The sequence below is a fragment of the Paenibacillus hunanensis genome (assembly GCF_034055775.1).
GTDB classification, from domain to species: Bacteria; Bacillota; Bacilli; order Paenibacillales; family Paenibacillaceae; genus Saccharibacillus; species Saccharibacillus hunanensis.
This window is the reverse complement of sequence record NZ_CP139194.1, coordinates 3,228,036-3,253,365: the sequence shown is the minus strand read 5'-3', so window position 1 is coordinate 3,253,365 and position 25,330 is coordinate 3,228,036. Positions and strand designations below refer to the sequence as shown.

Below are 25,330 nucleotides of genomic sequence, written 5' to 3'. Positions count from 1 at the left end.
TTAATAAAATATGCAATGGTGCGCTATTACAATAATGCTTGGATTCTATCTTATTTTTCAATGCTGAATACGAATAACTCCTAATAAAGCAAATCGCAGGCTAGCTGTACAAACATATTACCAGAGACGATACGTAGCAAAGGGCTCACTATAGCGGAATGGCTTGCTCAGATGCTCCAGCTCTTCCTTGATCTTATCGCTCAGCACCACATTCACACTGTTCAGATTATTGTTCAGCTGCGCTACGGAAGTGGCACCTGCAATAATGCTGGATACGGCAGGTTGCTCCATCAGCCATGCCAGTGATAATACCGCCGGATCGATCGAAAGTGAACGTGCCGACCAGCTAATTCCATCTGCAAGTCCAATACGTTCGCCTGTCATTAATCGATTAAAGGAAGGATCTTTATCCGCACGCGAGCCAGCAGGTGCCTCATCCTCCTGCGAATATTTGCCAGTCAAAATACCACCAGCCAGTGGGAAATAAGGAATAATGCCAATGCCCTGATCGAGACAGAGAGGCATTAATTCTTGCTCGGGTGTACGGTCAGCGAGAGAATAGGACGTCTGAATCGATACAAATCGCTCCAGTCCGAGTCGATCACTGATGCCGAGCGCCTTCATCAGCTCCCATGCGGCATAATTGGAAGCACCGATATAACGGACTTTACCGGATTGAACGAGATGCTCTAACGTACGTAATGTTTCTTCAAGCGGTGTATTAGGATCAAATGTATGAATCTGGTATAGATCGATATGATCGGTTTGCAGTCGACGCAGACTGTCTTCCAGCTCACGCTGGATGTGAAAGCGTGACGAGCCTCGTTGATTGGCACCCTCGCCACGCGGCAAGCCTGCCTTGGTCGCCAGAATGACATCGTGGCGCTTAGCTCCTTTAAGCCCGTCACCGATAATTTCCTCGGAAGCGGTATTCGCATAAATATTAGCTGTATCAATAAAGTTCACACCGCTATCAATCGCAGCGTGTAGAATCTCGATCGATGTTTTTTTATCGGCACGCTTACCAAACGAATTGGTGCCAAGACCCAGCAGCGAAACCTGCAAGCCACTACGACCAAGATATCGATATTTCATGAATAGATGAACCCCTTTCAATGGGTGGTTAGTAGATTCGTAACGTTCAAGCTCGTTCGGATGGAATGTATTTCTTGCGTCCAAGCTAGATTCACATCAGTCTCAAATTACATCGCATGAGTGATGTCACTTTAATATGAGATCATGTAGCCCTTTGTATGACGTTGCCTTATTTATTTTGACAACATAAAGCGATATTTACGTCTATGTCTGTGACTATGCATCCTGTCCCGTCAGTCGGATCGAATACCGACCACCGGGCTCAGGGCGCACATCGACAGCTGTACTGAAAAATTCACTCAGACGCTCGGAAGCCAGCATATCTTTTGTATCGCCAGCCGAGAATACTTCTCCGCCGCGTAGCAATAATGTTTTGTTGAAGCAAGGCATAATCTCCTCAATATGGTGAGTCACATAGATCAATGTAGGTGCCTGCGCTCCAGTGGCAATATGCTGTACACGATGTAGCAATTGATCTCGCGCGAAAATATCCAACCCTGTACAGGGCTCATCCAAAATGAGCAATTCCGGCTCTGCCATCAGTGCACGTGCAATGAGGATACGTTGCCGCTCTCCTTGAGATAAGGTATCATAGGTGCGTCCGGTCAGATGCTCAGCATCCAGCTGACGCATGAGTAAAAGCGCCTGTTCACGCTCCTGCTCACCAATCTGGTTATAAACGCCAATCGAGGCGAATTTGCCACTCAAAACAATACTTTCTGCGGTATCACGTCCGTGTAGACGCTGTTGGAGTGAGGTGCTAACCCAGCCGATCTTTTTGCGATGCTCGCGCAGATCGACTTCGCCGTATTTTTCACCAAGCACTGCTACTTGTCCAGTGGTTGGCCATATGTATCCATTAATCATATTGAGCAGCGTTGTTTTACCGGAGCCATTCAGCCCGAGCAGACACCAGTGCTCACCCGGCTGTACCTGCCAGGAAATATCGTTGATAATTGTACCTGTCTCACGTTGCCAGTTCACATGCTGAATATCGATAATCATGGTGCTCACTCCTTCAATTCGGGTTCAGCTCGCTATAGTTGCAGGTTGTATTGCCTTCAGAATATGGCACATCTATCCATGCTGTACAATAAAGCATTGCGCCGATCGTATGCTAAAAGCAGACGGTATATTAAAATAATTATATCATCAATTGTCTACCCTTTGGCTAGGCTACATGATCATTCAAAAAAGCTAGTCAGCACTGAAAGAAATGAACGGTAAATGAATAGCAGTAGAAAGGAAGTACATAAATATGAATAATAATGAAGCTTCTCAACTTGAACATCCATTACAAAAGGTACGTGATGGCATCATCGGCTTGTTTGTTGGCGATGCCGTCGGTGTGCCTTATGAATTTATGTCTCGTTCCGAAATTGCTCACCATCCAGCCACCGATATGATCGGCTATGGCACACATCGTCAGCCGCCGGGCACGTGGTCGGATGATAGTACGATGACCATGTGTCTGTTATCCAGCTTGAGCATTCATCCGATGCTGGATACCGATGATCTCGGTCGCCGTTTTATTCAGTGGTATCGTCAGGGGCTATGGACAGCGCATGACGAATTATTCGATATCGGCATCGCCACCAGACAGGCGATTCAGCGGATCGAGGAAGCTCACCTTCCGGCTGAGGAAGCAGGAGGGGGAGATGAATACAGCAATGGTAATGGCTCACTGATGCGCATTCTGCCGCTCGCTTATCGGCTTGTACATGAAGATCGCGCGACGCGCTATGCATGGATTCGCCGTGTATCGTCACTGACGCACCGTCATCCGGTGTCCATTTTGGCAGGGGTGATCTATATTGAATTTGCTATTGGATTGTTAACGTACGGGCAGCAGCGTACACTTGCCGAGCATTACGATGCCCTTTGTCAGACGATTCGTGAATATTATCTGGAGCATGCAGAAATAGAGCGCTTCGAGCGGATATGGAATGGCTCGCTTGTTAGATTAACACAGGATCAGATCGCATCGAGTGGCTATGTGCTGCATACACTGGAAGCTAGCCTGTGGACGTTATTGCATGCGAACAGCTACCGTGACGCGGTGCTTCAAGCGGTCAATCTAGGTGAGGATACCGATACAACGGGTGCAGTGACAGGTGGACTTGCTGGTATTTATTATGGATATAACGCGATTCCGCAGGCATGGCTAGACCAGCTCGCTCGCCGTGAAGACGTTGAGGAGCTATGTCAGCAATTTGCAGATCGCTGTGCGCAAGTGAATGATGGGGGAATGAATAATGAATGAGACGGTATGGGGCACAAAGCCATGGACGGGCAAGCTAATTATGCTGTCCGCGCTTGTGCTCGCCACATTGTTTTGCTTTTGGATTGGCTCACATCTGCGTGTGTATACGGGACGTGAGCTGTATCGCTTTTTAAATTGGGATATATTTCTTGCCTGGGTGCCTGTCCTGCTAGCATTGCTGCTGGATGGAGCGATCGCACTTCATCGATACTGGCGTATGCGATGGGGCGGTATGGTATTGATCGTGCTGCTTGGCGTTTGCTGGTTGCTCTTTTACCCGAATGCTGCATATCTGGTGACCGATCTGATTCATCCATTTGTGCATTATCGTCCAAGCGGACGTTTCGCGGAGGATCTGGAATTCTGGTATCATCTGTTTTTATTTTTTAATGCAGGGCTATTGGGACTTGGCTTAGGAACGTATGCATTATCGTCTGTGCAGCAGCATATTGCAGAGCGCTATAGCAACGGGATCGGCTGGCTTTTTGCTGTCATTGTGCTCATTTTGAGTAGTGTGGGGATTTACATTGGGCGCTTTATTCGCTGGAATAGCTGGGATGTATTTACAAAGCCCCAAAGTATTATAAATGATGTTATGATGATCATTAACGATCCATCGGAATTGCAGTTCATGCTTGTGTTTACGGGAATGATACTGGTTATTAGCGGGATCGGCTATATTTTGATGCGTGGCGGTATGTATATGATCCGCCGTACCGGTGGATATCGCTGGTAGAGATGAAGGAGTGCGAAAGGAATGTCCCGCTATAACCTGTTCACCAAGATTGTCATTCTTGTCGTGCTGATGCTGATTCCTGTGATTGTGCTGTACAGCTACTCCAATCGGACGACAGCCAATGTGCTGCGCAAGGAGCTAAATCAATCCAACATGAATCAGCTCAGCTTTTTCCAAAATCAAGTCAATACGAACATCGAACTGCTTGCTTCATGGCCGAATCTACTTATTCATGATCCGGATATTGTGAGCTTTAATGATCTGTATTTGCAAAATGATTATCTGAATCTGGATGCGATCAATCTGGTCAAGCGCATTCAGGGTAAGCTCGCGATTCAGGAAAGCTCCTCGAACTGGCGCAGTCGCCTATCCATCTATTCTCCATCCCTCGAACGTCTGGTTACCGATAATGATGTCACCAATATTAGTAAAAAGGATGCCCTGCAAAGCTTTCATTCCGGCTGGCAGGTCAGTAAGCTGACGGGTAGTAAGGGAAGTGCATCGAATGAGTTTGAATTTTCATGGACTTCGATTCTGCCATACAACGCAACCGTAGAGGCAGACAATATTAGTACAGTTGTTAAGGTTGAATTTGATAGCGGTAACATTCAGGATATGCTGGACAAATTCAAGAGCGACGGACGGCGTGACCCGTTTTATTATAATCCTGCCTTTGGTACGATCTATAACCGCTCTGCTGATCATCAGTTGACCGATGAGCTTATCTCCTCGCTGCATCAGGAGCCGCTACAGGATCTGGAAAGTCGCACGATTGAGGTAGAGGGCAAGCCTTATATGGTCAATGTGGTGCGCTCCGAAGCGACAGGCTGGTATATGATCGACTATATTCCGCTGGATGACATATTAAAGCCAATTGATGATTCTAACCGTCTATTTTATCTGGCAATGATTGTGCTGCTACTGATGAGCTGTATTGCTTCGTATTTGTTGTATGCTCAGGTGCAGGTGCCGATGCGGCAGCTTATTGCAGGCTTTAATCGCTTGAAGCAGGAGGATTATTCGGTACGGATTAAGCCGAAGGGACGCAATGAATTTGCCTATCTATCCGATCGCTTCAATTCGATGGTCGAGCAGATTCAGATGCTGTTTGAACATGTGTATTTAGAGAAAATTCATGTGCGTGAAGCTCGGCTCAAGCAGCTCCAATCGCAGATTAATCCGCATTTCTTTTATAATTGTTTCTCGTTTATTACGAGTATGGCGAAGCTGAATAACCAGCAGGCTGTAATTGCAATGTCGAAAAATCTATCTCAATATTATCGCTACACGACCAGACAGGAGCGCGATCTCGTGCCACTATCAGAAGAAATGGCATTTGTCAGCAACTATCTGGCGATTCAGCAGATGCGTATGTCACGTCTGAACTATACGATTGAGCTGGAAGAAGCACTGAATGCAGTACCTATTCCACCATTATTGATCCAGCCGCTTGTTGAAAATGCTGTTATTCACGGAATCGAACCTTACTCCTCAGCAGGTCAGCTTACGATCAAGGGCTGGCGAGAAGGAGATCACTGGCAGATCAGTGTGGAGGACGACGGCAAAGGACTGGATGAAGAGCGCCGCTTCAAGCTCTGGGCTAGCTTGCAGGAGCCGCTCGGTGAAGAAATGGGCTGTGGCCTGTGGAATGTGCATCAGCGGATGCAGCTTCGATTCGGCGAGGATGCAGGCGTTACACTGAGCCCTTCCGCACTGGGCGGCTTAAAGGTAAGTCTTAGCTGGCGAGCCGATGATGCTACTCCTGTACAAGACGATTAAGCGGATGGAACAGCCTGAGAAATACCTAGAAAGAGATCAGGGAAGTGAACGAATATGGTTAATATTTTGCTTGTAGATGATGAATCGTATGTAACCGAAAGTCTGGCGCTAACCATTCCGTGGCAGGAGCTACGTATCGATAAAGTACACCGTGCAGAATCGGTTGATGCAGCGCTGGAGCTACTTCAGCAGCATGAGATTGAGCTGGTGGTCACCGATATTCGCATGCCAGATCGGGATGGATTAGAGCTGCTAAGTGAGCTGGCACAGCATTGGCCAGGTGTACGCTCACTTGTGCTAACCGGACATTCGGACTTTGAATATGCCCAGAAGGCGATTCGTCTGAATGCCAGTGATTATATTTTAAAGCCTGTGGATGACGATCAATTTATGGCAAGTGTCGGTAAAGCAGTTGAAGCCATCGAGCAGGAATGGGGCAAGCTTGATAAATACAATCGGCTCGCCTATCGTCGCCAATCCGAGCTAGAGCTGCTGCGAGATGGACTGCTTAGCGACATGCTGCTTGGTCGTGAGCTGGGTGGACGAGAGCTACTGGAGCGTCTGGATAGCTATGAGATCCTACTCAAGCCGGAACGACAGACACGTATGGTCTATATGTCGACAGGCAGCTCCCTTCGCGGAATGGAGGAAAGCGAAGCACGATTGCTAGAATACGCCCTTGGCAATATCGCCGTTGAGCTGCTGGGCGAGCACGATCCGGTTTGGTTTGGTCGTACACCGCATAGCGGACTCATTCTACTTTGGCAAAATGGTGATCAGCCCGATGCCGAGAACCGCGAACGATTACAGGTACTGACGACCAGTGCAGAGACATATTTAAAAATCCAATTGACTTTATATGTAAGCGAGCCGTTCCTATTCCCAACCGAGCTGGCAACCGCGTATCGTCATGTTCTGCGCTCCGCACAGCATCCTGTAGCCGCAAGCAGCTCTCGTATCCAATGGCTACAGCAGGACGATGGTATTCAGGAGCGTCCAGCGATGATCAAATACATGGAGCCTCTTTATAAGCCACCAACCCTGATTCATTTACTTGAATCTGGACAATGGAATGGTGCGCGCGATAAAGTGCTATCCGTGCTGGATTCGCTAGAGTCACTACCACTTACACACGAGCATCTATATGAGGTATACCTCGCGGTGAGCAATGCACTTGTGTATATGTCTCATCATCATGGACATATGCTAGGCGAAAGTGATGCCGGTAGCCTTGACCCTTTCGCCGCACAGCATATCACCGGCTCACTCGATCGTCTGCGTAGCTGGTGTATGAATGTACTCGGTCGATTAGAAGTGCAGCAAAATAGCACGACAGCAGAACCAAGCCGTAGCCGTATCGTTAAGCAAGTACAGGAGATCGTTTCCGAAAGCCTCGGTCAAGATGTATCCGTCAAAAGTATCGCCGACCGTGTCTACCTGCATCCTGTCTACCTGTCCAAAATCTACAAAACTGAAACCGGCGAAGGCTTGGGCGACTACATCATTCGCATTCGTATGGAAAAAGCACTATATATGCTCAAGCATACCAACCGCAAAATCTACGAAATCACCGCCGAACTCGGCTACCAGAACCCACAATACTTTAGCAAACTGTTCAAAAAACACTACGGCATGACGCCCAACGAATTCAGGGATAGCTGAAACGACATAAACATATGTGCTGTGGCGGGGGACCGCTCTGGAAAGGGATAAGGGCATGGGCTCCGGTTGAGCGTTGAGAATCTACGGATGAGGAGGAAATGTAGATTCTCAACGCTCAAAGGTCGCCCATCGCCCTTATTCCCTTTCCTCCGCTCCGCCGCATCAATGTTTATTTCGCAGCGGGGAAGGGCAGGGGAAAGACGAGGTGCGGACAGAGGTGCGGTAGCAGGCTGTAGTTGAAATTCTATCATGTGTGTTGAAGGGATTGTTTGAATGATACTGGAGGGAAAATGGAGGGGGGAAAAATCCTAAATGGGTGTATAAGTCTAATACAATGCCAAGACTTCAAGACTTAAATACTTAAAAGATAAAAAACTGAAAAACTCAAAGACTCAAAGACACAAAGGCTGAAGGACTGAAGAAACTAAATATTAAAAAGAACAAACTATTGAAAGAAAACTACATAGTCCCACACAGAATCATTGACTTAGCACAGGCTTTCAATTGCCATTTTCATCCAAAGTTGGATTATCACCACCTCCCACCTCCAAAGGAGTTTTTAAATACCGCGTATCTACCCAATGTGTATAAACCCATCAGAGCGGAGGGAAGGGAATTGGGGAAAAGGACGACTTATAGTGTTAGTGCTCTTCTAACACGGGGTTCAATAAAAAGTGATTTTTGCGATAGCAAAATATCTTACTGCTTTGGAGGGGCGAGAATCTACATTCTATCCTACTCCGTAGATTCTCGTCCCTCCACCCGAGTCCGTTCCCCAATCGCTTCCCGCAGCGGCTGCTGCACCATCACCATTCCCACAAAGTACAGCTCATCCACAAAGCTCCAAAACCCCAAAGTGGTAAAATCCCAACCCAACACCTTGCAAAAGGTGCAGGAATATTAACTTCGTGACATAGGCGCACCTCGACCCCTCAAGTATAATAAAACTATGAACAACAACAGTTCACGTACAATACAAGTACAACGAGCGGTGTTTAACCTGAAGGGGGAGCAAGCAACATGGGAATGAAGAGAATAGCGGCAGTTTTGCTGACCACGATGCTGACGGCAGGAAGTCTGGCGGCATGCGGTGGAGGCGGCACTTCGAATAATGGAGCTGCATCGGCGACTACTGAAAACGCATACAAAGAAAAATACGATCCACCGGTAACGATATCGACCGTATGGGGTGTAGACCCAACACTACAATTCAAAAATGGTGAATCGATCGAAAACAACGTAGCGACCAAATGGGCAAAAGACAAGCTTGGTATCGATATCAAATCGCTCTGGTCGGTAACGGATACAAATGGAGCTTTTGCAACCAAAATGCGTCTGGCGATGTCTTCCGGTCAAGAAATGCCAGATGTAGTAACAATCGGTGACACCGATTCCCAGCTGGCACAGGATCTGATCGATTCCGGTATGTTCAGCGAAGTTGGTCCGTTGTTTGACAAATATGCTTCTGATACATGGAAAAAAGCAATGTCTCAGGATCCAAACGCATGGAATCCATACATCCGTGAAGGTAAAAAGATGGGTATTCCGGTACTCGATTATGCGTATAACCATGATTATGTACTGTGGATCCGTCAGGACTGGCTGAACAAGCTGGGTATGAAAGCACCAACTACGATGGATGAGCTGGAAAAAGTGATGGATGCCTTTAAAAATAAAAATCCAGACGGCTTATCCTCGGACAAAGTCGTTCCACTGAGCATCGGCTTCAAAACGTCTATGAACACATGGATGGGCGATCCGTCCTGGATCTTCGGCGCTTATGGCACACTGCCACAGCAATGGAATGTTGCTGCTGACGGCACACTGCAATACGGTTCCGTACAGCCTGGCATGAAGGAAGGTCTGTCTAAGCTGAAGGAATGGTTCGACAAGGGCTACATTCCAAAAGAAGCAGCACTATGGGATGAGAACAAAACGTCCGAGCCAGCTGTAGCAGGTACGGCAGGTATTATCCCGGGTCCTTACTGGATGAGTGGCTGGCCGCTACAGGATACAGTGAAAAACGTACCGGATGCAGTATGGAAACCAATTACGATTCCAGTAGGTCCAAACGGTAAAGCAATGCGTCACGGCACAAGCACAACAAACGGCGTAATTCTGATCAACAAAAACATGAAGCACCCGGAAGCACTGTTCACGTACGAAAACTATATGTTCGACAATCTGGCTAATCCAGATGCAAAAGGCGAGTTCAAAAACGGTCTGTTCAAAGGCTATGACTACGATCTCGACGCTTCTGGCAACACCGTTCCAATCGATAAAATTCCTGGCGGCTATGTGAATAGCGTTCGTTACCTGCTCGTTCGTGACGGTGCGCGTATTCCAAATGCACAAATGGATGCACTGCTCAAGCTGGCTAATGGCTCTAAACCAGAAACACGTCTGGAGCGCGATGTAGCGACCAACTATGGTAAAGAAACACCAGAAGCTGCCAAAGTGCTGATGTCCCAAAAAGATATCTCATTCCCTGACATGTTTACTGGCCCTACCACACAAAGCATGAAAACAAAAATGGACTATCTGAACAAAATCGAAAGCCAGACGTTTAATGAAATCATCTACGGTAAATCTCCAATCGATGCATTTGATACGTTTGTACAAACGTGGAAATCTTCGGGTGGCGACGATGTAACGAAAGAAGTTAACGACTGGTACAGCAGCATCAAAAAATAAGTTAGCCTAAATATAAAACCATCTGTAGCAGATACAGCAGCATACGAGGAGAATAACGACCTGGTCTCCGGGTCGTTATTTTCTTAAGCCTTGCCATGCGTCTGCATTGCTTGAAAGTAGGAGGAGAGTATATGAAAACATTAAAGAAAACGTGGCCGTTTCACGTCATGCTGCTACCATCGATGATTTTCCTGCTGTTGTTCAGCTATTTGCCAATGGGCGGAATTGTGATGGCATTTCAGAATTATAAGCCGTGGCTCGGCTTTACCGGCTCGGAGTGGGTCGGTCTGGATAACTTCCGTTATCTGTTTGAACGTCAGGACAGCGTACAGGTCATCTGGAATACGCTTATCATTGCAGTGCTGAAGCTCATTTTCAACCTGCTCGTTCCGTTCGTATTTGCGATTTTATTGAACGAGATTCGACGGGTGAAGCTGCAACGGACGATTCAGACGCTAGTCTATTTGCCTCACTTCCTGTCCTGGGTTATTCTGGGCGGTATTTTGATCGACCTGCTCGCAACAGATGGCTTCGCCAACCGCATCATTAGCTCGGTATTTGGCATTCAGCCTATCTTTTTCCTCGGTGATAACGACTGGTTCCGCTTCACCGTGATCGTATCGGATGTATGGAAGGAATTCGGCTATAACACGATCATCTTCCTCGCGGCACTGGCGGGTATTAACCCAGCGCTGTACGAAGCAGCGGAGATGGACGGGGCGACTCGCTGGAAACAGACAATTCATATTACCATTCCTGCGATTATTCCAATCGCTGCGGTTGTTGGTACACTGGCACTTGGTAACGTACTTAATGCCGGCTTTGACCAGATTTTCAACCTGTACAACCCGCTCGTCTATCAAAAAGGCGATATCATCGATACGTTTGTGTATCGTACCGCGATTTTGAATGGCGAAATGGGCTTTGGTACAGCGATCGGTCTGTTCAAATCGGTGATCAGTATGATCCTGATTCTGCTGGCTTACCGTGCAGCTGCCAAATGGGCGAATTACCGCATCTTCTGATGACTTACGAGGGAAAAGAGGGAAACTATGTATTACAAAACAACAGGCTATCGTATCTTTAATGTTTTCAATGTTGCACTACTCATTCTGCTCGCCGTCATGTGTGTCGTGCCTCTCATCCACGTGCTGGCGGTATCGTTCAGCTCGAAGGCGGCAGCCGATGCGAATCTGGTCGGACTATGGCCGATCCAGTTCTCCGTCGAAGCGTACAAAAAAACGATGTTCAATCCGGTCTTTCTGCATTCGATCTGGATTTCGGTATTGCGTACAGTCATCGGTACAGCAATCACGCTGTTCCTGACATTCCTTGCCGCATATCCACTATCCAAGGAAGAATCGGTATTTAAAGGTCGTACGATCTACTCATGGTTGTTCGTATTCAGCATGGTATTTACAGGTGGTCTGGTGCCCTTTTATATCGTTATTCAAAAGCTGGGTCTGATCGATTCATTCTGGGTGCTTGTATTGCCAGGAGCGGTCAATACATTTCTTGTTATTTTGATGATGAACTTCTTCCGCGGTATTCCGAAGGAGCTGGAAGAGGCCGCATTTATGGATGGAGCGGGTCCATTCCGCACACTGTTCACGATGTATCTGCCAATCTCGATGCCATCGATTGCAACGATTACATTGTTCAGCATGGTATTCCACTGGAACTCGTGGTTTGATGGCTTGCTCTATTTGAACAATTCGAATCAATTCCCACTGGCCACATTCCTGCAAACCGTTATCATCCAGCAGGATATGAGCTCGATGAGTGCGAGCCCGAAGGAAATGGAATTGATCTCGCAGACAACGGTAAAAGCAGCACAAATCTTTATCGGTGCTGCGCCGATTCTGATCGTGTATCCATTCTTGCAAAAGTTCTTTGTTAAAGGGATGACACTCGGCTCGGTGAAGGAGTAACCCTTTCAGGCAAATAGCGTAAAGTCTGTTTCGATCTACTGTGTCCTTTGTCCCCTCAAAGGAATGTGGATGGTGACGGGCTTTATGCTTTGTCTGATTAGATGTAGCAATATCAATCTATCTAACTTGCGAATCCAATACAACCCGAATCTCAATCAAAGGAGCTTGTCATGACAAATTTCACAACAAATGTTACTCCAACCTGGACAACGATGCTGCATGGTGCAGACTACAACCCGGAGCAATGGCAACATCGCCCGGATATTTTGGAAGAGGATATTCGCTTAATGAAGCTAGCCAAATGTAATGTGATGTCTGTGGGCATTTTCTCATGGGTATCGCTGGAGCCGGAAGAGGGCGTATATACGTTTGATTGGCTCGATCAGGTACTGGATCGTTTTGCAGCGAACGGCATTCAGGCATTTCTGGCTACACCTAGCGGGGCGCGTCCAGCCTGGATGTCAGCGAAATATCCCCAGGTGCTGCGTGTAGAGAAAAATCGCGTGCGCAATCTGCACGGCTTCCGTCATAATCATTGCTTTACCTCGCCCGTGTATCGTGAAAAGGTAACCGAGATGAATACGCTGCTCGCTGAGCGTTATAGTAACCATCCAGCGGTAATCGGCTGGCATATTTCCAATGAGTACGGCGGCGAATGTCATTGTGACTACTGTCAGGATGCGTATCGTACCTGGTTGAAAAAGAAATATAACAACGATCTGGAGCAGCTCAATCGTGCATGGTGGACAACGTTCTGGAGTCATACGTATACAGATTGGTCACAGGTCGAATCTCCAGCTCCGCATGGTGAAACACAGGTTCACGGGATGAATCTGGACTGGCGTCGTTTTGTAACCGATCAGACGGTAGACTTTTGCCGTCATGAAATCGAGCCGCTGCGCAAGGTAGAGCGCCTGTTGCCAGTCACAACGAACTTTATGGAATTTTTCGAAGGGTTGAACTATTGGAAATTCGCTGATCTGCTGGATATTTTGTCATGGGATAGCTATCCGACATGGCATGATCATGATGGCGATACGCTGCAAGCTGCCAAAATTGCGATGATGCACGATATTGTACGTTCGATCAAGCAACAGCCATTCCTGCTTATGGAGAGCACGCCAAGTCTGACGAACTGGCAGCCGATTAGTAAAAATAAGCGCCCAGGCATGCATCTCTTGTCTTCGCTACAGGCTGTCGCACACGGCTCAGACTCCGTGCAATATTTCCAATGGCGTAAAAGTCAGGGCTCCAGCGAGAAGCTGCACGGCGCTGTTGTTGACCACGTTGGACATGAACATACACGTGTATTCCGTGATGTGCAAAGTGTGGGCGATGCGCTGGAGCGTCTACAAAGCGTACGTGGCAGCGAGGTACAAGCCGAGGTTGCTGTCATTTTCGACTGGGAAAATCGCTGGGCAGTCAAAGACAGCCAGGGCCCACGCAATTCCGGTATCGGCTATGAAGAAACAGTGCTGAACTTCTATCGTGCGTTCTGGGAACGTGGCATCGCTGTCGATGTGATTGATATGGAGCAGGACCTGTCCAAGTATAAAGTTGTAGTCGCACCGATGCTGTATATGGTACGCGAGGGTGTAGGCGAAAGCTTTGAACGCTTTGTTGAAGGTGGAGGCACATTGCTGAGCACGTACTGGTCGGGCATCGTAAATGAAACCGATCTGTGCTTCCTCGGCGGCTTCCCGGGCCCACTACGTAAAGTATTAGGCATCTGGTCCGAAGAGATCGACGGCTTACACGAAAATGACCGTAACCGCCTGATCGCTAACAGCGGCAACCCACTGAATCTGCAAGGCGAATACGAAATACGCGACCTGTGTGATCTGATCCATCTGGAAAACGCTCAGGCACTCGCTGTATACGGCGATGATTTCTACGCTGGACGTCCAGCACTCACTGTCAACGAGTATGGCCAAGGTGAAGCGTATTACATCGCAGCTCGCACCACAGACAGTTTCATCAGTGATCTGATCGAGCGCATTACAAGCAAAGCTAACGTTAAGCGCACACTCGATACAGCACTACCACAAAACGTGACGGCTCATGCTCGTGTACAGGGCAATCATGAATTTGTATTCGTACAAAACTACAGTGACGAAACGAAATCGGTTCAACTGGATAACCAATCTTATGATGATGTAATCGATGGAGCTACTCTGTCAGTGAATAGCACCATCGAGCTGGAGCCTTACGGCATCCGCATCCTCAAGCGCGAGCTTAGTCGTTAATCCTACGCAGTCCATAAAAAACGAAACGGTAAACAAAAAACAGTAAATCAAAAAACCACGGTGCAGGCTATGTTCTGCACCGTGGTTTTCTTTATACACTACACACCTTATTACTATCAAAACGTTCATCAAAACATTTCAAATTCATAGTCGCCTCTAATTCAAAAACGCATCCAATGCAATTGTCACTTTACCTTTCGAATCAAATGCGCCTTTTGTATAAGCATACCAGGTACCATATTGCTCTGGTTCCCAGTAGAACACACCCAGACCCTTGCCACCACTTACCGCACGCGTCTTCGCAATAATATCGCTCAGGAACGCCTTGCTTGTAGCTGGATCACTAGCATCCATACCGACTTCGCTAATCATCACTTCCTTACCATATCGACTCACCATATCATTCATATTGTTCAGTGTCTGCTGATTCAATGTTTGCCAGTTGCTTTTATCTGGATACAGTGACATGCCGATTACGTCATATTTTGCACCGTTAGCTTTCAGACCGTCAAACATCCAGCGGAACAGCGAATTATCATAGCCATTGGACAGATGCACGATGACCTTTGTGCCAGCATTAACCTTTTTCACCGCATCATAGCCAGAGTTAATCAGCTGAGCAAAGTTACTCATGCTTTTCGAAGCACGACCATCTTCCCATAGCATGCCATCATTCGTTTCATTGCCGACCTGAACCCATTCAGGAGTAACGCCCTGTGCTTTCAGTGTATTCAGTACATCGTAAGTATGATCGTACACCGCTTGCTTCAGACCGTTAAAGTCTTTGCTTTTCCATGCGGAAGGCTTTGTTTGATGAGCGGGATCTGCCCACACGTCACTGTAATGGAAATCAATCATAATGCGGAAGCCCATATTTTTGGCACGTACCGCTTGCTTGACCACATCCGCTTTATTGGAGAAGTTAATCGATGGATTCACCCATACACGCAGGCGAATGGAGTTGATACCATGATCTTTCAGAATTTGTAATGCATCTTGCTTATTACCAGCATCATTGTAGAATGCCCAGTTGTAAAATTCCATTTCAGATAACCAGCTCACATCTGCTCCTTTGGCAAAGGCAGTTGCTGCTTCGGCTTTTGGTGCAGGGGCAGCCGCAACACTAAGTCCGCCAACCATCGTCAGACTAAGTGCAAGTGCCGTTAATCGCTTCATGATTTTCTTCATCGGTATTCATCAGCCTCCAGCATATTGTATGCGTTTACAAAAACACGTGTTCTTCGCGAAGGAACAGATTTATTGTAGCTTGAATTTTCCAAATGCGGTACGACACATTCCCAATATTTAAGCACTTTTTTCAAGATGATGAAGAGGAGAAATTTATATTTTAGCAATCAAGCGGTAAGGGCGATGCATACTTGATGTGTGGGCTCTAGTAGAACAATACGTGAGCATTTATTAGTAGGATATGAGATCGTGGTAAGTAGTATCATGTTGATACGTCCTGCTATGTTTTGATAAAGGGCGTAGTGACGCACCCTGTGCGAGCCGAAGTTTACAAGCCTGCTGATTCTGATTATCATAATAAAAGATATACATAGCGTCTATGGTCTGGTTGAAATGCTCACTAGCTGTATCCTTGTCAGCAAGTAGCCATCATTCAGCATATCAAGCGATTCTGTTAGCAGCATCGCCCTGGTACAGTCGTTAGAGCGAGGGGTCATCAAGGCAAAGGGGGAATGAATAGAATGACTGCTACGTCGCTATACTATTTTGCGATTCGTAGCAAAAACATATTGTACAGATAGCGAAACATTCAACGTCGACAGCTCGTCAAGGTAAGCAAACAGTAGCCAGGTAAGGAAGTAAGCGATACGCATCACACAGGCATTACATAAAGTACAAACAACAAGCAGCCTGTGTTCCGATAATAATGAGGTAGATGCGATTGCAACACTTTCCACCTGTCGTCTGTTATTTATATAGAAAAAAGGCGGCTAGCGATAGCCGAATGTCGGTGTCAGACTTATGCTACGCAACCAATCGTTGTGATGTCAGTGGCAGCTGAGGTCAGGCAGGTCAACGTACAAGCATAGACTTGAACAATCATTTATCAAATTAATGTCAACCAGAGAATGGCAGGGGAATGTATGAACAACAAACACAACTGGATATTGGGAATGCTGCTGGTGCTCATGCTGATGGTTATGCCATCGGTTGGACATGCAGCGCAGCAGGCGCACATCAACTTGAACGGCAAGGAAATTAGCATGCCGAGCAATGTGGACATCGTAAGTATGAAGGGGAGCGTCATGATACCGCTGCGTGTCGTTGTGGAGCAGCTCGGTTACAAGGTAAGCTGGGCAGGCCCAAGTCAGACAGCTACGATCAGTCAGGGCTCCAATGTAGTCGCACTGACTGCGGGTAGTACAACAGCGATCGTGAATGGACAGCAGTTCGATCTGGAGGCAGCTCCGATTATCCAGCATGGCACAACGCTTGTACCTCTTCGTTTCCTCGGTGAAAATACTGGGGCTACTGTCAAATGGGATAACAGCTCGAAGACGGTATTTTTGACGATGAAGCAAAGTCAGCCGGATACATCAGGCAGTAAAGGCGGCTCTTCGAGCGCTGGTAATTCCGCAGGCTCCAGCAATACAGGAGCTACAGGCAATTCAAGCACCGATAATGGTTCCAGCGGCAGTAATCAGGGAAGTACATCCACAGCGCCAAGCGCGATGATTAACGCTATGAGCTTTAGCGACAACCGTCTTACCGTTACTGTAAATGGTAATGTGAAGCCCAAATACAGCTCACTCACCAATCCAGATCGTATCGTGCTGGACTTGCCGCAGACAGGCTTGTCTGATGCTTTCCTTGGTGGACAGACGATGTCAGTTGGTCAGGTGGGCAAGCTGGATGTGACCGGCTATCCACAGGTGGCGGGCGTACGTTATTCGTTGTTTAACAGCAGTCCATCAACCGTGAGAATCGTGCTGGATCTGACTCAGGCGCAGCAGTACAAGGTAATCACGGATACAAAAGGTCTGGTGATGGTAGAGCTAAATGGTGCGACAGGCAATACGACTTTACCAGGCGGTACGACTACCCCGGGAACCGATACGACAGGTGGCACCACGACAGGCGGTACAACAACGCCGGGTACTGATAATGGAAGCGGCAATACAGGTACAACCGACAATGGCTCCACAAGCGTCACGCCAACACCAGGCTCTGGCCCTGGACAAAATGGCAAAAAGGTCGTTGTTATCGATCCAGGTCATGGCGGTACCGATCCAGGCGCAATCAGCTTGAATAAGCGCAATGAGAAGGACTTTACCCTTGCGGTAGCACTCAAGATTCAAGCTTTGCTACAGCAAGACCCGAATATTGATTTTGTACTTACTCGAAGTGATGATACGTATCCAACGTTACCGGATCGGGTGAAGCTAGCGAACAATCTGCATGCCGATGTATTCGTATCGATTCATGGCAATAGTACAACATCCAAAGTATCGCCAAGTGGAACAGAGATCTATTACACACGTCAGCAAAGTCTTGATTTTGCAAAGGTTGTCCATGATCATGTCGTTCAGGCACTGGGTCTTCCGGACCGCGGTATCCATGCCAAGAGTCTACACGTTACGCGTGAGACCACTATGCCAGCAGTCCTAGTCGAAGCCGGCTATCTCAGTAATGCAGGCGACGAGGCTTTGATGTATACGGACGACTTCCAGCAAAAGCTAGCACAAGCGGTCGTAGACGCAATTAAGGAATACCTGAATGTCCAATAGGTAACAAAAGCATGAAATACGTGTAATTTTTATTCGACAGCATTTGATTCAGTATGGTATAAATGTGGTAAGCAACTGTGATACAAAAATGACGTCTTCGTCATTTTGTGAGTAATCGCAGTCTCGCTTACCACATTTTTTGTTTATTTTGCCGCCATTGATGGTTGTATGAATATGGTAATCGTTTAATAGGCGGACGGTTAGAAATGAGATTCGACTGAGTCTTAAGTCCTGTACCGTGTTTGTTGATAGCGGCTTCAATTATTTCATTTTTGTTCATTGTTATTATGTAATGAGCATTATGAAATCATGAATAATCAGCTCAATCAATCGTTCTGAATCAACCCATGACAACCCATTGTATACATAACTCCATGATCAGACAGCATGACAGATAGAGAACCGCTGAGGAGGACATCCATGAAAAGAAAGCTCATTACACTACTGACTGCTGCCGTATTGTTAACTTCCGTGCCGGAGATCAGTCAAGCGGCAGTTACACCTGTGCCGATTGGCAAGATCAATATGCCTGTTAACTTCCGTTCGGGTCCAAGCACAGACAGCACCGTGTACAGTACACTTCAGCCTGGCACAAGCATCAAAGTTCTAAGTGAGGTAAGCCCTCACTGGCTTCGCATTAAGGTAGGCGTGAAGACAGGCTATGTATCTGCGACCTATGTTGACTACAAGCCGCTCACGACGGGATCAACAGCCTCGTCGACTTCTGCAAGTAAGAGCAGCACGTCATCCTCTAGCGGTACAAGCACAGCTAACAGCAGCACAGGTAGCAAAAGCACATCCAGCTCGTCCAACACGACGGTATCTTCACCTGCGCTGGCTTCTTCTACAACAGTGACCGCCGCAGCTCCAGCGATCAATAATGATGCATCTGCAAATGTGAGCACCAACGCACCGGGCACAGGCATTGTAGAAAAAGGTGTAAACTTCCGTGCCGAGCCCAACACAACCAGCAGCGTACTGCGTGTGCTGACAGCAGGCGAGGCGTTCAGTGCACTGGAGCAGCCTACAGCAGCCTGGGTGAAAATACAGGATAAAAACGGTGTGACCGGTTATGTATCGACTGACTATGTATCCTATACATTACCTGCTTCGCAAACAGCCATTCTGGCTGAGGTGCCGCAGCAGACGGTTGATCAGGTGGAGGACAAGCCATTTAATCCACCAGCACCAGCCTTTAACTTCCCAACGCTGTCGACGGGGCAGCCATTGGACGAAGCTTCGGCTGATCGCATTCTTGCCAATGCACTTGCATTACAGGGCATTACGCAGTACGGATATGGTAAGAACGAAGCACCGACATTATTCGATTGCTCTTCCTTTACCCGCTATGTATTTGGACTGGAAGGTATTGATCTGGCTTGGGGAACACGGTATCAGAAGGATGTAGGGATTGCCGTAGAACGTGGGCAGTGGCAAAAGGGCGACCTGCTCTTCTTCTCCGCAGGTGATCCGAATGTGATCACACACGTTGCGATCTATGCAGGCGATAACAAGATCGTGCATAATAGCCCAAGCCTGAACGGAATTACTATTTCAAACCTTGATCTGGCTTACTGGCAGGATCATTATGTGACCGCTCGCCGGGTTTTGCGCTAAAACAGCATAGTCTGCTTTGCCCGTCCGGTATTCGGTAAGATGCCTGACGGGCTTTTTGTGCCGAAAGGGTTAGGACAGTTTGTGTGGTATGCAGGCTTTATACATGGTAAAAGTCGACCTTTTTATGTTATGCTATTGATATTATGAAGATAACGTTTGCTTACTGCAATTGATTATACCCACTCAGGGAGGCAGCATGAATATTGATCCTAAGGCACCAGCAATCGACTGGGAGTATGTAGTGCAAAATTTAAAATCATCTGTGACCATTGCAGACGCGCGCAAGCCGGACTTCCCGCTTGTATTTGTGAATGGGCATTTTACGGATCTAACTGGCTATACTCGTGAGGAAGCGGTAGGCTATAATTGTCGCTTTTTACAAGGAGAGGACACAAGTCCAGAGACGGTTCAGGCGTTTCGTGATGCACTTGCGAAGCAAGAATCGGTAACGCTTGAAATTCTGAACTATCGTAAGGATGGTTCTCCTTTCTGGAATGAAGTCAATCTAGACCCGATCTTTGACCAAAATGGCGAATGCCATTATTTTGTCGGCATTCAATTTGATATTACGAAACGTAAAGAAGCGGAGCTTCAAGTATTACAGGCAAAGGATGAGGCAGAGAGTGCAAATGTGGCGAAAAGTCGCTTCCTTGCTAATATCAGTCATGAAATCCGTACACCGCTCAACGGGATTATTGGTATGACTGAGCTTATTTTGCTGAATGAAGTTGAAGAAGACCTGCGCGATAATATGAAAATCGTACAAAACAGTGCAGAAACCTTGCTGACACTCATTAACGATATTCTCGATTTTTCCAAAGCGGAAGCAGGCAAAATGAATCTGGAAAGTATCGAGTACAATCTGCATGAGCTGATGGACATGACGATCAAGGCGCATCGTCCACTCACACTGGAGAAGAAGATTGCACTCAATCTGCATATCGATCACAGTGTACCGGAGCGAGTATTCGGCGATCCCCATCGTCTCAAGCAGGTGCTGAACAATCTGATCGGCAATGCGGTGAAATTCACCCGTCATGGCTCGGTTGATGTATCGGTTACTGGTTTTGAGGATAACGGCGAGGAATTGAAGCTACGCTTCCGTGTGAAGGATACCGGTATTGGTATCGCCAAAAAAGACCAGGACAAGCTATTCCAGAGCTTCAGTCAGGTTGACGATTCACAGAGTCGTGAGTTTGGCGGTACAGGTCTTGGACTTGTTATCAGTCAGCAGATTGTTGAATTGATGCAGGGAACGATTACGGTAGACAGCGAGCAGGGGGATGGAAGCTCATTTGAATTCACGATTCCTGTGCGCTATCCGGTGATGTCTGATCCACGTAGCGATTCCAGTACGCTTGTGAAAAAGCTATCAGAAACCGTTGCACTTCAGCCGAAAGCGGTGGATGGGCCAGACAAGGAAAGCGCACGTCTGAGCGTACTGCTGGCAGATGATGATCGCATTAGCTGTCTGATCACATCGCGCATGCTGAACAAGCTGGGCTACTATGTGGATACGGTAGACAATGGTCTGGAGGCAATCCGTTGTCTGGAGCAGGATGATTCTTATGATCTTGTGCTGATGGACATTCAGATGCCAGTGATGGACGGCTTGGAAGCGACCTATGCGATTCGTCACTCCAAAACGATCACCAATAAAGATATCCCGATCATTGCGGTAACTGCCAATGTGTTTAAGGATAATCATGACCATATTATCGAAGCAGGTATGAATGGAGTGATGTCCAAGCCAGTGCAGATGGAGCGTCTGATGGAACTTGGACAGCGTTTGGAAAAACAAAAGCGTTTATAAATAAATGGAAATCACTGAAATGAAAAAAGGCTGTAGACTTGTCATGAAGGATGACGAGCCTACAGCCTTTTTGTATGCTGATGCTAGAATATATGGTATAGAATAGTGTACGAATAATGAAGTGCTGTACAGTTAAAATGGTTGAATAATCGCGCTGAATCATGAGATCGAGTAGAGCAGAACATAGTAGGATGCAATGAAGTTGGATGCATTCGCATCGCATGATCATACAACTACTCGACGGATCATGGTGCTAGGATGTGATATGATGTTTACCCCTATCAGCTAGCGCGAAAAGGCTATTAATCCTCCAGTGTAGACAGATCGCCTGTTGGCAGCTCCAGCTCCCAGGCTTTGAGTACACGGCGCATAATTTTACCACTGCGCGTCTTCGGTAGCTTATCTTTAAATTCAATCTCACGCGGTGCAGCATGAGCAGAGAGCCCTTCTTTGACAAAGCGAGTGATATCCTGCTTCAGCTCATCAGATGGCTCGTAGCCTTCGCGCAGGGAGATGAACGCTTTGATCACTTCACCACGTACGGGATCAGGCTTACCGATAACGCCTGCTTCTGCTACGGCTGGATGCTCGACAAGCTTGCTCTCCACCTCAAAAGGGCCGACACGCTCGCCCGAGGTATTGATCACGTCATCAATCCGACCCTGGAACCAGAAATAACCATCCTCATCCATATAAGCCGAATCACCGGAAATATACCAGCCGTCAATGCGCATATATTCCTCGAACTTTGCCGGGTTGTTCCAAATTTTGCGCATGATGGACGGCCACGGTGTTTTGATCGCCAGATTACCCATCCGCAGTGGCGGTAGCACATTACCCTGATCATCCAGAATCGCTGCCTCGATGCCTGGCAGTGGGCGTCCCATCGAGCCTGGACGAATATCCATGCGTGGATAGTTACAGATCAGCTGTGCACCCGTTTCGGTCATCCACCATGTATCATGAATACGCTGTTTGTACACACGATAGCCCCAGCGAATAACCTCAGGGTTAAGCGGTTCACCAACGCTAAGTACATGGCGTAAGGAGGAGAGATCATATTGCTGTACAGCCTCATCGCCTGCACCCATCAGCATACGGAAGGCAGTCGGAGCGCTATACCATACCGTTACCTTATAGCGCTGGATCGTCTCGTACCAATCCTGTGGGCTAAAGCGTCCACCTCGAATTACATTCGTCGCACCATTGAGCCACGGAGCGAAAATACCATACGATGTACCCGTTACCCAGCCCGGATCGGCTGTGCACCAGTAGATATCGTCCGGCTGTAGATCAAGCACAATACGACCGGTATATTCATGCTGAACCATCGCACGATGTACATGATATACACCCTTTGGCTTGCCTGTTGAGCCAGATGTATAGTGGAGGATCAGGCCATCCTCGCCATCTACCCATTCGATATCCGCTTCATCTGATGCTTCTGCCATCGCATTGCCCAGATGAATATGATGCTCTGCCAGCTCGGTTTCATCTCCATAGACGATAATATGCTTGAGCTCAGGTAGCTCGGCCTCGGGCACACGTCCAACTAGCTTCGGCGTCGTTACAATCGCGACAGCCCCGCTATCCTGTAAGCGATCACGTACCGCTGTTTCCATAAAGGCTTCAAATAACGGCCCTGCAATCGCGCCAATTTTAATAATCCCCAGCAGGGTAAAATACAGCTCAGGTGTACGCGGCATAAAAATAAACACACGATCCCCTTTGCCAATACCCAGCTTGCGCAGCATATTGGCAGCCTTATTCGATTCGCGGCGTAGCTGCTCAAATGTATAACTTTCATCACGCGCCGGGTCGCTGTAGTGAAGGGCAATTTTGTCCTTCAGCTCGGAAGTGGCATGACGATCAATAGCTTCATAAGCGAGATTCACCTTACCGGTTTCGTGCCAGCTAAATCGTTTCTCAACATCAGACCAGTCAAATTCCTTACGGGCTTGCTCATAATCCATCATATTAGCTTGTTTTGCTTCTGCGGCAATGACTTCGATCGTGTCTTTTCCCATAATGACCTCCACATGATTTAAAGTGTCGTAACCACTTCCATATATAGCGCTTACATTTTAAGATACTACCATTTCACAAAATGTTCAAATTCTTTCTGGCGGTTTATCCAAATCTTGTCGTGAAAAAGTGTTGAATTTTGAACTATAAACATACATAATATTACAAAAGTTATTCATATCGCGAAACTTTTTGTGGAAAGGGGCGTTTACACAAACGAAGGTTTGCGAGCGTCCTGCATATCAAGATTGGTCTACTCGACGATTAACGATGAAAAAGAAGCATGGAAAGGATGATTCATCTACAACAGTTCAAGGCAAGTATGCGTAATCTAATTTGTAAAGAGGGGTGTATAACGTTATGAGTAGTCAAGCAACTACATTGAAGCCCAGGCAAACCATTGATGAAGTCTCTATTATTCGGGTGATTGCCTGCCTGAGTGTTGTGCTACTGCACTCGATCAAGTTCTCTACAGGAGAGAGTACCGATGGAGCGGTGGAGTTTGGATTATGGTCACTCGCTGGATTACTGTCCTTTGGCACATCTACATTTGTATTCATTTCCGCATTGATTCTGGCATATTCCTATCCGAAAAGTCTACCAAGTGGATTTTATATGAAACGGATTCGCTTCTTGCTCATTCCATTTGCCTGCATGGCGGTCTTTTATGCGATCATATCGGGCTTGACCAAGGATTGGTCGATTCCGAAGCTGGTCGTATATAATCTGCTTGGGGCATACCACGGCTGGTTTGTACTCGTTATTTTCCAATTTTATGTACTGCATCAGCTATATGCGAGATACATTGATCGGTTCCGACCTTCTGTTGTGCTCGGTGTATCCTTTGTGATTACGGTAGTGTATCTTGGATTCTTCAATCTGGTGCCGCCACCGGATGGTCAGCTGGCAGCATACATATGGGAACGCGGATACTGGATGCCGTTCACTGGCTGGTTATTTTACTTCTCGCTAGCTTATTATTGTGGACGTAATTATCAGCGTTTCCTGCGTGGGCTGGAGCGTTACAAATGGTGGATCGTTGCTGCACTGCCGTTAACCGCTGGCTTGATCGTGTACAATAACGCATATTCGAGCTTTGGGTTTGGCTCCAAGCGTGTCGATATGATTGGATTTACGGTTGTAATGATTTTACTGCTATTCTTACTATTCCGCGGTGTGAAGCGTATTCCGCCGCTCGTTACCTTGATCAGTCAATATTCGTTCGGTATTTATCTGGTGCACTGGTTTTTCCTTGATATGATGGATCGCGCTGTGGAGCGATTCGGGATACAGCTTGGCTATTTGGAAATTCCACTGCTTTTTGTGGCAGGGATTGCATGCTGTATGGTGACGATCTGGGTGTTTAATCATGTAGTGCCATTTGGACAGTATGTTGTTGGACGGATTAATACCGGGCGTTCTACACGTGCTCAGGGTCAAGGGGCTAGTCGTCGAGCTGGAACGGCGGCTGCGGAAAATTGATTGCTTAGAAGCATAGCTGGTATGAAAATTTTATTTAAAAATACAACTATTGCGTGCATAGATTGTATAAATGGATTCCACACAATAGGAACAGTAGGATATAGTACGATTTAAGGTTTAGATCACAATGCTGATCCTATATCGTCTGAGCGGTTTTATCGCCTGATATAATTGAAAAGCCTCCGCAATGCCATTCGATTCGTACGAGTCGGGCATTGCGGAGGCTTTGTTA

Annotated in this window: 16 protein-coding genes; 12 read left to right on the top strand and 4 right to left on the bottom strand. The window is 47.1% G+C overall.

What is annotated here, in order from left to right; genetic code table 11:
• Positions 1-117: 117 nt before the first annotated feature.
• Both SK066_RS13090 and SK066_RS13085 read right to left on the bottom strand, forming a co-directional pair.
• Complete coding sequence (locus SK066_RS13090) at positions 118-1,095, bottom strand: aldo/keto reductase (protein ID WP_320541827.1); 978 nt, start codon at positions 1,093-1,095, stop codon at positions 118-120.
• 216 nt (positions 1,096-1,311) lie between these two features.
• A complete protein-coding gene (locus tag SK066_RS13085; protein WP_320541826.1) occupies positions 1,312-2,100 on the bottom strand; it encodes an ABC transporter ATP-binding protein in 789 nt (262 codons plus the stop codon).
• A 253-nt stretch (positions 2,101-2,353) separates the two neighbouring features.
• Here SK066_RS13085 and SK066_RS13080 point away from each other — a divergent pair, with 253 nt between their 5' ends.
• The 8 genes from SK066_RS13080 to SK066_RS13045 all read left to right on the top strand — a co-directional run bounded on the left by SK066_RS13080 (position 2,354) and on the right by SK066_RS13045 (position 14,406).
• Complete coding sequence (locus SK066_RS13080) at positions 2,354-3,358, top strand: ADP-ribosylglycohydrolase family protein (protein WP_320541825.1); 1,005 nt, start codon at positions 2,354-2,356, stop codon at positions 3,356-3,358.
• Positions 3,351-4,094, top strand: coding sequence for a DUF1361 domain-containing protein (locus tag SK066_RS13075; RefSeq protein WP_320541824.1), 744 nt, complete (start codon positions 3,351-3,353; stop codon positions 4,092-4,094). The genes SK066_RS13080 and SK066_RS13075 overlap by 8 nt, the downstream gene beginning before the upstream one ends.
• A 21-nt stretch (positions 4,095-4,115) precedes the next feature.
• Complete coding sequence (locus SK066_RS13070; RefSeq protein ID WP_320541823.1) at positions 4,116-5,873, top strand: sensor histidine kinase; 1,758 nt, start codon at positions 4,116-4,118, stop codon at positions 5,871-5,873.
• A gap of 54 nt (positions 5,874-5,927) precedes the next feature.
• The gene (locus tag SK066_RS13065; RefSeq protein WP_320541822.1) at positions 5,928-7,535 is read left to right on the top strand and encodes a response regulator; all 1,608 of its coding nucleotides are present in this window, start codon (positions 5,928-5,930) and stop codon (positions 7,533-7,535) included.
• A 1,020-nt stretch (positions 7,536-8,555) separates the two neighbouring features.
• Entirely contained in the window at positions 8,556-10,229 is a 1,674-nt protein-coding gene (locus tag SK066_RS13060) for an extracellular solute-binding protein (RefSeq protein WP_407673670.1), read from the top strand.
• Between the two features lie 131 nt (positions 10,230-10,360).
• Positions 10,361-11,254, top strand: coding sequence for an ABC transporter permease (locus tag SK066_RS13055; protein ID WP_188774902.1), 894 nt, complete (start codon positions 10,361-10,363; stop codon positions 11,252-11,254).
• 27 nt (positions 11,255-11,281) lie between these two features.
• Positions 11,282-12,160 (top strand): carbohydrate ABC transporter permease, encoded by an 879-nt coding sequence (locus tag SK066_RS13050; protein WP_188774901.1) that lies wholly within the window; start codon positions 11,282-11,284, stop codon positions 12,158-12,160.
• A 170-nt stretch (positions 12,161-12,330) separates the two neighbouring features.
• A complete protein-coding gene (locus tag SK066_RS13045; protein ID WP_320541821.1) occupies positions 12,331-14,406 on the top strand; it encodes a beta-galactosidase in 2,076 nt (691 codons plus the stop codon).
• 156 nt (positions 14,407-14,562) lie between these two features.
• Here the strand turns inward: SK066_RS13045 and SK066_RS13040 are convergent, their stop codons facing one another.
• On the bottom strand, positions 14,563-15,594 hold the full coding sequence (locus SK066_RS13040) for a glycoside hydrolase family 53 protein (protein ID WP_250343215.1): 1,032 nt from the start codon (positions 15,592-15,594) through the stop codon (positions 14,563-14,565).
• Positions 15,595-16,517: 923 nt separating this feature from the next.
• Between SK066_RS13040 and SK066_RS13035 the strand changes: the two genes are divergently transcribed.
• The 3 genes from SK066_RS13035 (at position 16,518) to SK066_RS13025 (ending at position 21,591) form a co-directional block, all read left to right on the top strand.
• Entirely contained in the window at positions 16,518-18,161 is a 1,644-nt protein-coding gene (locus tag SK066_RS13035; RefSeq protein WP_320541820.1) for an N-acetylmuramoyl-L-alanine amidase family protein, read from the top strand.
• A gap of 420 nt (positions 18,162-18,581) precedes the next feature.
• Positions 18,582-19,778 carry a C40 family peptidase gene (locus SK066_RS13030; protein WP_320541819.1) on the top strand — a complete coding sequence of 399 codons (1,197 nt, stop codon included), beginning with the start codon at positions 18,582-18,584 and terminating at the stop codon, positions 19,776-19,778.
• 196 nt (positions 19,779-19,974) lie between these two features.
• The gene (locus tag SK066_RS13025; RefSeq protein ID WP_320541818.1) at positions 19,975-21,591 is read left to right on the top strand and encodes an ATP-binding protein; all 1,617 of its coding nucleotides are present in this window, start codon (positions 19,975-19,977) and stop codon (positions 21,589-21,591) included.
• Positions 21,592-21,893: 302 nt separating this feature from the next.
• Here SK066_RS13025 and acsA read toward each other — a convergent pair whose 3' ends face one another.
• On the bottom strand, positions 21,894-23,618 hold the full coding sequence (gene acsA / locus SK066_RS13020; RefSeq protein WP_320541817.1) for an acetate--CoA ligase: 1,725 nt from the start codon (positions 23,616-23,618) through the stop codon (positions 21,894-21,896).
• Positions 23,619-23,976: 358 nt separating this feature from the next.
• Between acsA and SK066_RS13015 the strand changes: the two genes are divergently transcribed.
• Complete coding sequence (locus SK066_RS13015) at positions 23,977-25,098, top strand: acyltransferase family protein (RefSeq protein ID WP_320541816.1); 1,122 nt, start codon at positions 23,977-23,979, stop codon at positions 25,096-25,098.
• Positions 25,099-25,330: the final 232 nt, after the last annotated feature.

What these genes read in the sequence shown, in the direction of transcription:
- SK066_RS13090 (WP_320541827.1), bottom strand. Translation starts at nt 1,095, where the DNA reads ATGAAATATCGATATCTTGGTCGTAGTGGCTTGCAGGTTTCGCTGCTG.
- SK066_RS13085 (WP_320541826.1), bottom strand. Translation starts at nt 2,100, where the DNA reads ATGATTATCGATATTCAGCATGTGAACTGGCAACGTGAGACAGGTACA.
- SK066_RS13080 (WP_320541825.1), top strand. Translation starts at nt 2,354, where the DNA reads ATGAATAATAATGAAGCTTCTCAACTTGAACATCCATTACAAAAGGTA.
- SK066_RS13075 (WP_320541824.1), top strand. Translation starts at nt 3,351, where the DNA reads ATGAATGAGACGGTATGGGGCACAAAGCCATGGACGGGCAAGCTAATT.
- SK066_RS13070 (WP_320541823.1), top strand. Translation starts at nt 4,116, where the DNA reads ATGTCCCGCTATAACCTGTTCACCAAGATTGTCATTCTTGTCGTGCTG.
- SK066_RS13065 (WP_320541822.1), top strand. Translation starts at nt 5,928, where the DNA reads ATGGTTAATATTTTGCTTGTAGATGATGAATCGTATGTAACCGAAAGT.
- SK066_RS13060 (WP_407673670.1), top strand. Translation starts at nt 8,556, where the DNA reads ATGGGAATGAAGAGAATAGCGGCAGTTTTGCTGACCACGATGCTGACG.
- SK066_RS13055 (WP_188774902.1), top strand. Translation starts at nt 10,361, where the DNA reads ATGAAAACATTAAAGAAAACGTGGCCGTTTCACGTCATGCTGCTACCA.
- SK066_RS13050 (WP_188774901.1), top strand. Translation starts at nt 11,282, where the DNA reads ATGTATTACAAAACAACAGGCTATCGTATCTTTAATGTTTTCAATGTT.
- SK066_RS13045 (WP_320541821.1), top strand. Translation starts at nt 12,331, where the DNA reads ATGACAAATTTCACAACAAATGTTACTCCAACCTGGACAACGATGCTG.
- SK066_RS13040 (WP_250343215.1), bottom strand. Translation starts at nt 15,594, where the DNA reads ATGAAGAAAATCATGAAGCGATTAACGGCACTTGCACTTAGTCTGACG.
- SK066_RS13035 (WP_320541820.1), top strand. Translation starts at nt 16,518, where the DNA reads ATGAACAACAAACACAACTGGATATTGGGAATGCTGCTGGTGCTCATG.
- SK066_RS13030 (WP_320541819.1), top strand. Translation starts at nt 18,582, where the DNA reads ATGAAAAGAAAGCTCATTACACTACTGACTGCTGCCGTATTGTTAACT.
- SK066_RS13025 (WP_320541818.1), top strand. Translation starts at nt 19,975, where the DNA reads ATGAATATTGATCCTAAGGCACCAGCAATCGACTGGGAGTATGTAGTG.
- acsA (WP_320541817.1), bottom strand. Translation starts at nt 23,618, where the DNA reads ATGGGAAAAGACACGATCGAAGTCATTGCCGCAGAAGCAAAACAAGCT.
- SK066_RS13015 (WP_320541816.1), top strand. Translation starts at nt 23,977, where the DNA reads ATGAGTAGTCAAGCAACTACATTGAAGCCCAGGCAAACCATTGATGAA.